This is a genomic window from Pantoea sp. EKM103V (genome assembly GCF_011800365.1).
Classification (GTDB): domain Bacteria; phylum Pseudomonadota; class Gammaproteobacteria; order Enterobacterales; family Enterobacteriaceae; genus Pantoea; species Pantoea anthophila.
Window position 1 is genome coordinate 20,378 of record NZ_JAALFQ010000013.1, and the last position, 12,790, is coordinate 33,167.

Consider the following 12,790-nt stretch of genomic DNA (forward strand, 5'->3'; position numbering starts at 1 on the left):
GGAGACATGCAATGAAGATTGGATTTATTGGCCTGGGCATCATGGGTAAACCCATGAGCAAAAATCTGCTGAAAGCGGGCTATTCACTGGTGGTGCGCGATCACCACGCCAGCAATGAAGCTGAACTGGCTGAACTGGGCGCGACCGTGGCGACCTCGCCGAAAGAGGTGGCTGAGCAGTGTGAGGTGGTCATTACCATGGTGCCCAACTCGCCGCAGGTGAAAGCGGTCTGCCTGGGAGAGGGCGGCATTATCGAAGGCGCGAAGCCGGGCCTGGTGGTGATCGACATGAGCTCGATTGCGCCGCTGGCGAGCCGGGAAGTGCACGATGCGCTGGCTGAGAAAGGGATCAGCATGCTGGACGCCCCGGTCAGCGGCGGGGAGCCGAAAGCGATTGAAGGCACGCTTTCCGTCATGGCCGGCGGAGAGAAAGCGGTGTTTGATCGCTGTTACGACATCATGAAGGCGATGGCGGGATCGGTAGTGCACACCGGTGACATCGGCGCAGGCAATGTCACCAAGCTGGCCAATCAGGTGATTGTCGCGCTGAACATCGCGGCGATGTCCGAAGCCCTGTCGCTGGCGACCAAAGCGGGGGTCAGTCCGGAGCTGGTGTTCCAGGCGATTCGTGGCGGCCTGGCGGGCAGCACGGTGCTGGAGGCGAAAGCGCCGATGGTGATGGATCGCAACTTCAGACCGGGCTTCCGCATCGACCTGCATATCAAGGATCTGGCGAACGCTCTGGATACCTCGCACACGCTGGGCGCGCATCTGCCGCTGACGGCGGCGGTGATGGAGATGATGCAGGCGCTGCGTAATGATGGCCAGGGAACGTCCGACCACAGTGCGCTGGCCTGCTATTATGAGAAGTTAGCGAAGGTTGAAATCGCCCGCTAAATCCCGGTGCCGGTCTCCGCGGAAACCGGCCGGGTTCAGCGCCGTTTCAATGACTCAACTGTGCTCGGATTGCCTATGAAAATCGTAATCGCACCGGATTCATATAAAGAGAGTTTATCCGCCCTGGAGGTGGCATCGGCGATTGAAGCGGGATTCCGTGACATCTTTCCCGATGCCCACTACGTGAAAATACCGGTCGCCGACGGCGGCGAAGGAACGGTAGAAGCGATGGTCGCGGCGACGAAAGGAAACATCGTCAGGCTGAAGGTGACCGGGCCACTGGGCACACAGGTCGAGGCTTTCTATGGCCTCTCCGGCGATGCGTCCACCGCCTATATCGAAATGGCGGCGGCCAGCGGACTGGAGCGGGTGCCTGCCGCCCAGCGCGATCCGCTGATCACCACCTCGTTCGGCACCGGCGAGCTGATCCGGCATGCGCTGGATAAAGGGGTCGGCCACATCATTATTGGCATTGGTGGTAGTGCGACCAACGATGGCGGTGCCGGGATGATGCAGGCGCTGGGCGCCCGGCTGCTGGACGATCGCGGCCAGCAGATTGGTTACGGCGGCGGGGCGCTGCCTGACCTCGCCACCATTGAGATTGATGCACTGGATGCCCGGCTTCGGCAGTGCCGCATTGAAGTGGCGTGTGACGTCACTAATCCGCTGACCGGAAAGGAGGGCGCTTCGGCTGTTTTCGGTCCGCAGAAAGGGGCGACACCGGCACTGGTGCAGCAGCTCGATCAGGCGCTGACCCATTACGCCGCGATTATTCAGCGCGACCTCGATATCGACGTGCTGCATATCCCCGGCGGCGGTGCGGCGGGCGGCATGGGGGCGGCGCTACACGCCTTTTGCCAGGCAGAACTGCGGCGTGGCATCGAAATTGTCACGGAGGCGCTGGGGCTGGCAGAGCAGGTAAAAGATGCCGACCTCGTGATCACCGGGGAAGGCCGCATCGACAGCCAGAGTATCAATGGCAAGGTGCCGGTGGGGGTTGCCAGCGTGGCAAAGCGCTTCAACAAGCCGGTGATAGGCATCGCCGGCAGCCTGACGGCGGATGTGGGGGTGGTGCATCAGCATGGTATCGATGCGGTGTTCAGCGTGCTCTACAGCATCTGCACGCTGGATGAGGCGCTCGCCACGGCCGGCAAAAATGTAACGATGACGGCGCGTAACGTTGCCGCCACGCTAAAGCTGGCCGGCTTTCACTGATCCTGCGGCCAGCCCGGATTACCCGATGCCCAGCAGCTGCCGGGCTTCACGCGCCACGTTCTCCATCTCATCCTGCAGCTCCAGCAGTTCCGGCTCCAGGGCGGCGATATCGCTGGCCTGCAGCAGCTCTCTCTCCAGCTGGTGGCAGAGCTGCTTCATGCGCGGCACGCCGCTGTAGCTGGCACTGCCGTGCAGCTTGTGAATGATCTCCCGCAGGGCCGTGACTTCATTGGCGGCCATAAACTGCGCCATCTTCGCGTGAACTTCCGGTAAAAACTCCAGCAGCATCCGCAGCAGATCCCGTGCCAGGTCGGGTTTATTCGCCGCCTGCCGCAGTGCCAGCTGCCAGTCCAGCGTCGGCAGTATCGGCGGCAGTTCCGGCACGGCGACCACCGGTGCGGGCGTATAGCGCGCCAGCAGCTGCCTTAACTTGCTCTCATCAATCGGTTTGGCAAGATAGTCATTCATGCCCGCTTTGATGAGCTGCTCGCGTTCGCCATCAATGGCGTGAGCGGTCACCGCCACGATGGGGGTCGTGGCGTGCAGCGGCAGACCACGGATGATTTCGCTGGCGCGAATGCCATCGATGTCAGGCATCTGAATATCCATCAGAATCACATCCAGCGACTGCTGGCGCGCCTCGCGGATAGCGTGTTCGGCGCTGCTGCACAGCAGGATATTCTGCACCTGCTCCTCCAGCAGCGCACCGATCAGCTTGAGGTTGGCAGGGTTATCATCCACTGCCATCACCGTCAGCGGCAGGCGCGGGGAGAAGGGCAGCTCGCTGATCTGGCGGGTGTGCAGATCCAGCAGCATCGGCAGGAGTCGCGTCAGGGAGATTGGCTTGGCAATGCAGCCGTCAATGCCGCGCACCTTCAGTTCATCAGCCAGCAGCATCATCGGGCTGGGCAGGGCCATCAGCACATTATCTGCCCGATCCAGCAGCGCATTGATCCTCCCCTCGTTCAGCAGCTCGGGCTGGCTGATGCTGACCGGCATCGCCATCAGCAGCAGCGGATAGTGGGACGCCGGCAGGCCCTCCAGCGTTTCGCTGTAGTCGATCTGCAACGGCGTGGCGCTCAGCATCTCCAGCGCCGCGCGGGCAACGGTGGCATCCGCCTCGACATAGGCGATGCGGGACTGTGACAGCGCTTCCAGCACGCGCGGCATACCGGGCGCGTTGGGGTTAAGATCCAGCTGCACGCGAATCACAAAGGTAGAGCCCTGATCCGGCTGGCTGCTGAAGGTGATATCCCCGCCCATCTCCCGCACCAGTTTCTGGGTGATGACCAGCCCCAGCCCGGTGCCGCCATGACGGCGCGAAATACTGGCGTCGGCCTGGCGGAACGCCTGAAACAGCTGCGTCTGCTGCTGCTCAGAGATACCGATGCCGCTATCCTCTACCTGAATCTCCAGCTCGACGCGCGTCTGGGTCATAACGCGCTGCGTGACGCGCAGGCCGATATGGCCCTGTTCAGTAAACTTGATGGCGTTGCCAATCAGGTTGATCAGAATCTGCTGCAGGCGCAGCGCATCGCCGATGACGTTGTCCGGCACGCTGCTGTCGCACACCACCGTCAGCTCCAGCCCCTTGTCATGCGCCGACGGGGCCAGCAGCACCAGGGTCTCATCCAGGGTGGCACGCAGGGGGAAGGGGATCGCCTCCAGCATCAGCTTGCCCGCTTCCAGCTTCGAAAAATCGAGCACGTCATTAATGATGCTGAGCAGGTTGTTGGCCGAGCGCTCGATGGTCTGCATGTAGTCGCGCTGGGTCGTGCGCAGCTGAGTTTTCAGCATCTGGCGGGTAAAACCCAGCACGCCATTAAGCGGCGTTCGCAGCTCGTGCGACATGTTTGCCAGGAACTCCGATTTGATGCGCGCCGCTTCCTGAGCGCGCTTCTTCGCCAGATCCAGTTCGACGTTCTGAATCTCCAGCTGTTCAAGCGTTTCCCGCAGATCGTACGTCGCCTGGTCGATGTTGTGCTGCATCTCTTCGTGATAGGCGGTCAGCGACATCGCCATGGCGTTGATGCCGTTTTTCAGCGTGCTGAGTTCGCCCAGCATGTACCCCTCAACGCGGCTGTCGAGCTGACCGCGGCGGATGCGGTCAACGGTGGTCACCATGTTGCGGATCGGGCCAGTGACATCACGCATCAGACGATAGGCAAACAGCATCGCAAGGCAGAGGCAGAAGAGCAGCATCAGGGTGGCGACAAACACCTCTTTATACTGCTGCAGGCGCACCGACTGCAGATCGAGTTCAATCGCCACATAGCCCAGGGGGTTGCCCGAGGGTTTGACCTTTTCATCGGGTAATTCATCCAGATCGTAACGCTCGGCCGTGATCGGCGTGCGCAGAATCAACAGATTACCGTGACGCTCCATGGAGACATCATCGGGCAGGGCGTGGATATCCTCCTGCTGCAGCAGGCTGAGATTCTGCCGGTTATTGGAGGTGACGTAGAGCTGGTTATGATTATCGAACACCGAGATCGCCCGGACGATGCCGGAGTGGCGGCGGTGCAGTAAACTCACCAGCTCCCGCATCGCATCGCGATCGTCCCAGGTCATGCTGTATTCGCTGGAGATAGCCAGCGGTTCGATGATATTCGCCCCGGCATCGATTACCTGGCGCTGCAGTTCATTGTAGCGGTGGACCACAAAAAATGAGCTGAGCAGCAGGCCAACCATCAGCGTGGGTGCCAGAATTAAAATCATCATTCGCGCCCGCAGGCTGTATTTGGTCATAATAGTCGCCTGGCTACTCCGGCATTAACCTCCCTGCACATCCTGTCGACAGCACCGTGCAGGTCGTTTCGATAAAGAGAACTGATAACACTATGGCGCAATTTTACGTTGCAAAACAGCGCGTGGCGACACAACAGCGGATCACCGTCACCATCGATGAGCTCGATCCGTTCGGTCAGGGCGTGGCGCGTCACAAAGGCAAAACGATTTTTGTCGCCGGTGCCTTGCCGGGTGAACAGGCGGAGATCACGCTGACAGAGGATAAACGCCAGTTTGCCCGGGGGAAAGTGAAACGGCTGCTCAGCCGCAGTCCGGCACGCGTTGCACCGCACTGTCCCCACTTTGATCGCTGCGGTGGCTGCCAGCAGCAGCATGCAGAGGTGGATCTGCAGCAGCAGAGCAAAGCTCAGGCGCTGAGCCGGATGCTGAGCCAGGCCGCCGCGCAGACGATCGCGGTGGAGGAGGTGATCGCCGGTGAACCCTGGGGCTACCGGCGTCGCGCCCGTCTGGGTCTGCAGTGGCAGAATAAAGCGCAGCGGCTGCAGATGGGGTTTCGCCAGGAGGCGAGCAACGATCTGGTCGATATTCAGCACTGCCCCGTTTTAGTGCCCGAACTTGAGGCATTGCTGGTGCCGCTGCACCACTGCCTGAGTGCACTGCGCGCCGTCAGGCGTCTCGGTCATGTGGAACTGGTGCTGGCGGATAACGGCCCGCTGATGATCCTGCGCCATCTTGATGCGCTGCATCCGGACGACCGTGAAAAACTGGAACAGTTTTCGCATAAGCATCAGCTGATGCTCTTCCTGGATGCGGGTGATGAAGGGTTAACGTCGCTAACGACTCAGACACCTTTTTATCACTCTCACCAGCTTAAGCTAACCTTCAGTCCACAGGACTTTATTCAGGTTAACGATGCGGTGAATCAGCAGATGGTGGCAAAGGCGATAGCCTGGCTCGATCTGCAACCGGAGGACCGGGTTCTGGATCTCTTTTGCGGCATGGGAAACTTCACACTTCCTATAGGAATCTTCGTACAAAATGTGGTTGGTGTGGAGGGGGTTGCAGCATTAGTGCGGCAGGCAGCGTATAATGCTGATTCGAATAATCTTAAAAACGTCAGTTTTTTTCAGCATAATCTGGAAGAGACGGTGTCGCGCCAGCCGTGGGCGGCACAGGGATTTAACAAGGTATTACTCGATCCGGCACGCGCCGGGGCTGCGGGCGTGATGGCACATGTGGTTAAACTTGCGCCAGAACGCGTGGTCTATGTGTCGTGTAATCCAACAACACTCGCCCGCGACAGTCAGGTCTTGCTGTCGGCAGGCTACCAATTGGAAAGGGTCGCGATGCTGGATATGTTCCCTCATACCCGTCATCTCGAATCCATGGTGCTGTTCAGAAAAACATAAGCGATGTATGTCGTTGTGCAGGAGAGGTTATGGTTGCGGTCAGAAGTGCGCATTTAAATACTGAGGGGGAATTTGCCCTCGACCAGTGGATCGCCAGTCTCGGTATCGCCAACCCGCAATCATGTCAACGCGTTGCCGATACCTGGCGCTACTGTGAAGCGCAGACGCAGGACCATCCCGATCAGTCGCTGCTGCTGTGGCGCGGGATCGAGATGGTGGAAATCCTCTCCATGCTCAGCATGGATATCGAAAGCCTCTGTGCGGCGCTGATCTTCCCGCTGGCTAACGATGAAGTGGTGAGTGAGGAGGAGCTGGAAACCGCCGTCGGCAAAGGCATCGTCTCGCTGGTGCACGGCGTGCGCGACATGGACGCCATCCGCCAGCTGAAAGCGATTCACAACGACTCCATGGCCTCTGAACAGGTCGATAACGTCCGCCGTATGCTGCTGGCGATGGTCGAAGATTTCCGCTGCGTGGTGCTGAAGCTGGCCGAACGCATCATGAACCTGCGCGAAATGAAAGATGCGCCGGAAGATGAGCGGGTGCTGGCGGCCAAAGAGAGCACCAACATCTATGCTCCGCTGGCCAACCGTCTCGGCATCGGTCAGCTCAAATGGGAGCTGGAAGATTACTGCTTCCGCTATCTGCATCCCGACGAATACAAACATATTGCGCGGTTACTGCATGAGCGGCGTATCGACCGCGAGCAGTATATCGACAACTTCGTCAGCAACCTGCGCAAAGAGATGGCCAAAGAGGGCGTGCGCGCCGAGGTCTACGGTCGTCCGAAACATATCTACAGCATCTGGCGTAAGATGCAGAAAAAGTCGCTGGCCTTTGATGAGCTGTTTGATGTGCGGGCGGTGCGCATCGTGGCCGATCGCCTGCAGGATTGCTACGGCGCGCTGGGCACGGTGCATACGCTCTATCGCCATCTGCCCAGCGAGTTTGATGACTACGTCGCTAACCCGAAACCCAATGGCTATCAGTCGATTCATACCGTGGTGTTAGGCCCGCAGGGCAAAACGGTGGAGATTCAGATCCGTACCCGCCAGATGCATGAAGATGCGGAGCTGGGGGTGGCGGCGCACTGGAAATACAAAGAGGGCCCAACCTCGAGCAGCGCGCGTGGCGCTGCCGGCCACGAAGAGCGCATCGCCTGGCTGCGTAAGCTGATCAGCTGGCAGGAGGAGATGGCGGACTCGGGCGAGCTGCTTGAAGAGGTGCGCAGCCAGGTGTTTGATGACCGGGTCTACGTCTTTACCCCGAAAGGGGACGTGGTGGATCTGCCTGCCGGATCGACACCGCTCGACTTTGCCTACCATATTCACAGCGACATCGGTCACCGCTGCATCGGCGCAAAAATTGGCGGCCGCATTGTGCCGTTTACCTATCAGTTGCAGATGGGCGACCAGGTTGAGGTGATTACCCAGAAGCAGCCGAACCCGAGTCGCGACTGGCTCAACCCGAACCTGGGCTACATCACCACCAGCCGCGGACGCTCGAAGATCCACAACTGGTTCCGCAAGCAGGATCGCGACAAGAACATTGCCGCCGGACGGCAGATTCTGGATAACGAGCTGAACCAGTTCGATATCAGCCTGCGCGAGGCGGAAAAACTGCTGCTGCCGCGCTATAACGTGACCTCGCTTGAAGAGCTGCTGGCGGCGATTGGCGGCGGCGATATTCGTCTCAACCAGATGGTGAACTTCCTGCAGGCGAAGCTGAACAAGCCGAGCGCCGAAGAGGAAGATCGTGAGGCGCTGCGCCAGCTGACGCAGAAAGCCTACACTCCGCCGGCGCGCAAAGAGAGCGGGCGCGTGGTCGTGGAAGGGGTGGGCAATCTGATGCACCATATCGCCCGCTGCTGCCAGCCGATCCCGGGCGACGATATTGTCGGTTTCATCACCCAGGGGCGCGGCATCTCTATCCACCGCGCCGACTGCGACCAGCTGGCCGAACTGATTTCCCACGCCCCGGAACGCATCGTCGATGCGGTGTGGGGCGAAAGTTACTCCAGCGGCTATTCGCTGGTGGTGCGGGTGACGGCCAACGATCGCAGCGGGCTGCTGCGCGACATCACCACCATTCTCGCCAATGAGAAAGTGAATGTACTGGGCGTGTCGAGCCGCAGCGACACCAAAAAACAGCTCGCCACCATCGACATGGATATTGAGATCTACAACCATCAGGTACTGGGACGTGTCCTGGCGCGCCTGAACCAGGTCTCTGATATCATTGACGCCCGTCGCCTGCACTGATTGTCAGTCAGGCCCTGCGGCAACCGGCAGCGTGCGGTTGCGCGGGCGCAATCTGCACCCCGGGGCGCTGCCGGATGCGCGTTACAGCATCCGTCAGCGCCTGTCATGCGCCTCTCTGTTTCCTGTCATCTGACCATCAATCAAGGATCTACCCGAATGAACGCTATTGAGCGCCTGCTTGGCATTATGAAAACCCTGCGCGATCCCGAGCATGGCTGTCCGTGGGATCGTGAACAGACCTTTGCCAGCATCGCGCCCTATACGCTGGAAGAGACCTATGAGGTGCTGGACGCCATCCAGCGCGAAGATTTCAGCGACCTGCGCGGCGAGCTGGGCGACCTGCTGTTTCAGGTGGTCTTTTATGCCCAGATGGCGAGCGAAGCGGATCGCTTCAACTTTGAGGATGTCTGCCACGCCATCAGCGACAAGCTGGAGCGCCGTCATCCGCACATCTTTGGCGAGGCCACGGCGGAAACCAGCACGGAGGTGCTGAAAAACTGGGAAGCGATTAAAAGCGCCGAACGGGCAGAGAAAGCGCAGCATTCGGCGCTGGACGACATCCCCAAAGCACTGCCTGCGCTGATGCGCGCCCATAAAATCCAGAAGCGTTGTCATAATGTCGGCTTCGACTGGACCACCCTGGGACCGGTGGTGGCGAAAGTGCATGAAGAGATTGATGAGGTCATGCACGAGGCGCAGCAGAGCGTGGTGGACAGCGAAAAGCTGGAAGAGGAGATTGGCGATCTGCTGTTCGCCACCGTCAACCTGTCGCGCCATCTGGGCAGCAAAGCAGAAACCGCACTGCAGAAGGCCAACGACAAGTTTGAGCGCCGCTTCCGCGCGGTTGAAGCGATCATTGCCGCGCAGGGACTGAGTATGCCGGGGGCGACGCTGGAACAGATTGAAACCGCCTGGCAGCAGGTCAAAGCCGGGGAGAAGTGATGATTATTCCAGCGCTGTGCATAAAGTCGCCGTTTGCGCTTACACGATTCAGCGCGCCATCAACTTTGTGACGCACGTCAACATTTCTTTGGCGGCTATCCGCTATGTTAGCCGCAGCAATGCGTTGGAGGATGGCTGTGATTCATCAATTGTGGCTGATAGCGGTTTCCAGTATACTGTTTTCCCGTCCTGGTTATTCCACCGTCTTTAAACCTAAACTCTCAGGTTCAGCATGACAACGAATTATATTTTTGTGACCGGCGGGGTCGTTTCCTCTCTGGGTAAAGGCATTGCCGCAGCCTCCCTCGCAGCCATTCTCGAAGCCCGTGGTCTGAACGTGACCATCATGAAGCTGGACCCGTATATCAACGTGGATCCAGGCACCATGAGTCCGACGCAGCACGGCGAAGTTTTCGTCACTGACGACGGCGCCGAAACTGACCTGGATCTGGGTCACTATGAGCGCTTCATCCGCACCAAAATGACGCGTCGCAACAACTTCACCACGGGTCGTATCTACTCAGATGTCCTGCGCAAAGAGCGCCGGGGCGACTATCTGGGCGCAACCATTCAGGTTATCCCGCACATCACCAACGCCATCAAAGAACGCATCATTGAAGGCGGCGAAGGTCATGATGTCGTGCTGGTCGAAATCGGCGGCACGGTAGGCGATATCGAATCGCTGCCGTTCCTGGAAGCGATTCGTCAGATGGCCGTCGATGTGGGCCGCGAGCACACCATGTACATGCACCTGACGCTGGTGCCTTATATGGCGGCGGCGGGTGAGGTGAAAACCAAACCGACTCAGCACTCTGTTAAAGAGCTGCTGTCGATCGGTATTCAGCCAGACGTGCTGATTTGCCGTTCTGACCGTGCCGTACCGGCTAACGAACGCGCCAAAATCGCCCTGTTCTGTAACGTCCCTGAAAAAGCGGTGATCTCGCTGAAGGACGTCGATTCCATCTACAAGATTCCTGGCATGCTGAAATCGCAGGGCCTGGATGACTATATCTGCAAGCGCTTCAACCTGAACGCACCGGAAGCCAACCTGGCCGAGTGGGAGCAGGTGATTTACGAAGAAGCCAATCCGGGTGGCGAAGTCACCATCGGTATGGTGGGCAAGTATGTTGAGCTGCCGGATGCCTACAAGTCCGTGATCGAAGCGCTGAAACATGGCGGCCTGAAAAATCGCGTGACCGTGAACATCAAACTGATCGATTCGCAGGATGTGGAATCACGCGGTGTCGAATTGCTGAAAGATCTGGATGCGATTCTGATTCCGGGTGGCTTCGGTTACCGCGGTGTGGAAGGCAAGCTGATGACCGCGCAGTATGCGCGTGAAAACAATGTGCCGTACCTGGGTATCTGCCTGGGCATGCAGGTCGCGCTGATGGAGTTTGCGCGCAATGTCGCCGGGATGCCGGGCGCCAACTCCACCGAATTTGTGCCAGACTGTAAATACCCGGTGGTGGCGTTAATCACCGAATGGCGTGACGAAGAGGGCAACGTCGAAGTCCGCAGCGAGCAGAGCGATCTGGGCGGCACCATGCGTCTGGGCAGCCAGCAGTGTCAGTTAACGCCGGGCAGCCAGGTTCGCCAGCTCTACGGCTCTGACACCATCGTTGAGCGCCATCGCCACCGCTATGAAGTCAACAATATGCTGTTAAAGCAGATTGAAGCAGCCGGTCTGCGCGTGGCGGGTCGCTCTGGTGATGATCAGCTGGTTGAGATCATCGAGATCCCGAACCATCCGTGGTTTGTGGCTTGCCAGTTCCACCCGGAGTTCACCTCGACACCACGCGACGGCCATCCGTTGTTTGCCGGCTTTGTGAAAGCCGCGCATGAGCATCAGAAGCGTTTAGCGAAGTAAGTTTCACAAACAGCGCGCGAACTTTTCGCGCGTTGTTTGTCTTAGGATTGACTAACTTGTACTGAGGAAAATCGTAATGTCCAAAATCGTAAAAGTCATCGGTCGCGAAATTATCGACTCACGTGGTAACCCGACTGTTGAAGCTGAAGTGCATCTGGAAGGCGGTTTCGTAGGCCTGGCCGCTGCGCCATCAGGTGCTTCTACCGGTTCACGCGAAGCGCTGGAACTGCGTGACGGTGACAAATCACGTTTCCTGGGCAAAGGCGTAACCAAAGCCGTTGCTGCAGTAAACGGTCCGATTGCTGAAGCGGTAAAAGGCAAAGACGCGAAAGATCAGGCGAACATCGACAAGATCATGATCGACCTGGACGGTACTGAGAACAAATCTAACTTCGGTGCAAACGCCATTCTGGCTGTTTCCCTGGCGGCGGCAAAAGCGGCGGCGGCGTCTAAAGGTCAGCCACTGTATGAGCACATCGCTGAACTGAACGGCACCCCGGGCAAATACTCTATGCCACTGCCAATGATGAACATCATCAACGGTGGCGAACATGCCGACAACAACGTCGACATCCAGGAGTTCATGATCCAGCCGGTTGGCGCAGCTAACGTGAAAGAAGCCATCCGTATGGGTTCTGAAGTGTTCCACAACCTGGCAAAAGTGCTGAAAAGCAAAGGCATGAGCACCGCTGTCGGTGACGAAGGCGGCTACGCACCAAACCTGGGTTCCAACGCTGAAGCGCTGGCTGTTATCGCAGAAGCGGTAAAAGCAGCAGGCTACGAGCTGGGCAAAGACATCACCCTGGCGATGGACTGTGCGGCATCTGAGTTCTACAAAGATGGCAAATATGTTCTGGCCGGTGAAGGCGGTAAAGCGTTCACCTCTGAAGAGTTCACCCACTTCCTGGAAGATCTGACTAAACAGTATCCGATCGTCTCTATCGAAGATGGCCTGGACGAATCTGACTGGAACGGCTTCGCTTACCAGACCAAAGTTCTGGGCGACAAAATCCAGCTGGTGGGTGATGACCTGTTCGTAACCAACACCAAAATCCTGAAAGAAGGTATCGAAAAAGGTATCGCGAACTCCATCCTGATCAAATTCAACCAGATCGGTTCTCTGACCGAAACTCTGGCTGCGATCAAAATGGCGAAAGACGCGGGCTACACTGCGGTGATCTCTCACCGTTCAGGTGAAACCGAAGATGCGACCATCGCTGACCTGGCGGTTGGTACTGCAGCAGGCCAGATCAAAACCGGTTCAATGAGCCGCTCTGACCGTGTTGCTAAGTACAACCAGCTGATCCGTATCGAAGAAGCGCTGGGTTCTAAAGCGCCATTCAACGGTCTGAAAGAAGTAAAAGGTCAGTAATGACCTGGTGCTGATGCCACGTTGCGTGGCATCGCATAAACAGAAAGCCCCGCCCTGTGCGGGGCTTTCTGTTTATG

General features: G+C 58.4%; 8 protein-coding genes. 7 read left to right on the forward strand and 1 reads right to left on the reverse strand.

Translation table 11 applies throughout. The features are described 5' to 3' along the window. Window positions 1–11: 11 nt before the first annotated feature. Complete coding sequence (gene garR / locus HFD97_RS19535) at window positions 12–896, forward strand: 2-hydroxy-3-oxopropionate reductase (protein WP_140029479.1); 885 nt, start codon at window positions 12–14, stop codon at window positions 894–896. A 75-nt stretch (window positions 897–971) separates the two neighbouring features. Further along, entirely contained in the window at window positions 972–2,111 is a 1,140-nt protein-coding gene (locus HFD97_RS19540; protein ID WP_009086974.1) for a glycerate kinase, read from the forward strand. A gap of 18 nt (window positions 2,112–2,129) precedes the next feature. On the opposite strand, the gene barA is transcribed toward HFD97_RS19540, so the two are convergent. Then, the gene (gene barA / locus HFD97_RS19545; protein ID WP_009086972.1) at window positions 2,130–4,859 is read right to left on the reverse strand and encodes a two-component sensor histidine kinase BarA; all 2,730 of its coding nucleotides are present in this window, start codon (window positions 4,857–4,859) and stop codon (window positions 2,130–2,132) included. Window positions 4,860–4,951: 92 nt separating this feature from the next. On the opposite strand from barA, the gene rlmD reads away from it, so the two are divergent. The 5 genes from rlmD to eno all read left to right on the forward strand — a co-directional run bounded on the left by rlmD (window position 4,952) and on the right by eno (window position 12,713). Then, window positions 4,952–6,268, forward strand: coding sequence for a 23S rRNA (uracil(1939)-C(5))-methyltransferase RlmD (rlmD, locus tag HFD97_RS19550; RefSeq protein WP_167432406.1), 1,317 nt, complete (start codon window positions 4,952–4,954; stop codon window positions 6,266–6,268). Between the two features lie 29 nt (window positions 6,269–6,297). Continuing rightward, window positions 6,298–8,529: a GTP diphosphokinase gene (relA, locus tag HFD97_RS19555; RefSeq protein ID WP_009086968.1), complete on the forward strand. Its 2,232-nt coding sequence runs from the start codon at window positions 6,298–6,300 to the stop codon at window positions 8,527–8,529. Between the two features lie 156 nt (window positions 8,530–8,685). Continuing rightward, entirely contained in the window at window positions 8,686–9,471 is a 786-nt protein-coding gene (gene mazG, locus HFD97_RS19560) for a nucleoside triphosphate pyrophosphohydrolase (protein WP_167432407.1), read from the forward strand. Between the two features lie 232 nt (window positions 9,472–9,703). Continuing rightward, a complete protein-coding gene (gene pyrG, locus HFD97_RS19565) occupies window positions 9,704–11,341 on the forward strand; it encodes a glutamine hydrolyzing CTP synthase (RefSeq protein ID WP_009086964.1) in 1,638 nt (545 codons plus the stop codon). Window positions 11,342–11,417: 76 nt separating this feature from the next. Then, a complete protein-coding gene (eno, locus tag HFD97_RS19570) occupies window positions 11,418–12,713 on the forward strand; it encodes a phosphopyruvate hydratase (RefSeq protein ID WP_009086962.1) in 1,296 nt (431 codons plus the stop codon). Window positions 12,714–12,790 lie beyond the last annotated feature (77 nt).

Excerpts from the sequence above, each read along its gene's own strand:
- relA (WP_009086968.1), top strand. The coding sequence starts at position 6,298 with ATGGTTGCGGTCAGAAGTGCGCATTTAAATACTGAGGGGGAATTTGCC.
- pyrG (WP_009086964.1), top strand. The coding sequence starts at position 9,704 with ATGACAACGAATTATATTTTTGTGACCGGCGGGGTCGTTTCCTCTCTG.
- barA (WP_009086972.1), bottom strand. The coding sequence starts at position 4,859 with ATGACCAAATACAGCCTGCGGGCGCGAATGATGATTTTAATTCTGGCA.
- garR (WP_140029479.1), top strand. The coding sequence starts at position 12 with ATGAAGATTGGATTTATTGGCCTGGGCATCATGGGTAAACCCATGAGC.
- rlmD (WP_167432406.1), top strand. The coding sequence starts at position 4,952 with ATGGCGCAATTTTACGTTGCAAAACAGCGCGTGGCGACACAACAGCGG.
- eno (WP_009086962.1), top strand. The coding sequence starts at position 11,418 with ATGTCCAAAATCGTAAAAGTCATCGGTCGCGAAATTATCGACTCACGT.
- mazG (WP_167432407.1), top strand. The coding sequence starts at position 8,686 with ATGAACGCTATTGAGCGCCTGCTTGGCATTATGAAAACCCTGCGCGAT.
- HFD97_RS19540 (WP_009086974.1), top strand. The coding sequence starts at position 972 with ATGAAAATCGTAATCGCACCGGATTCATATAAAGAGAGTTTATCCGCC.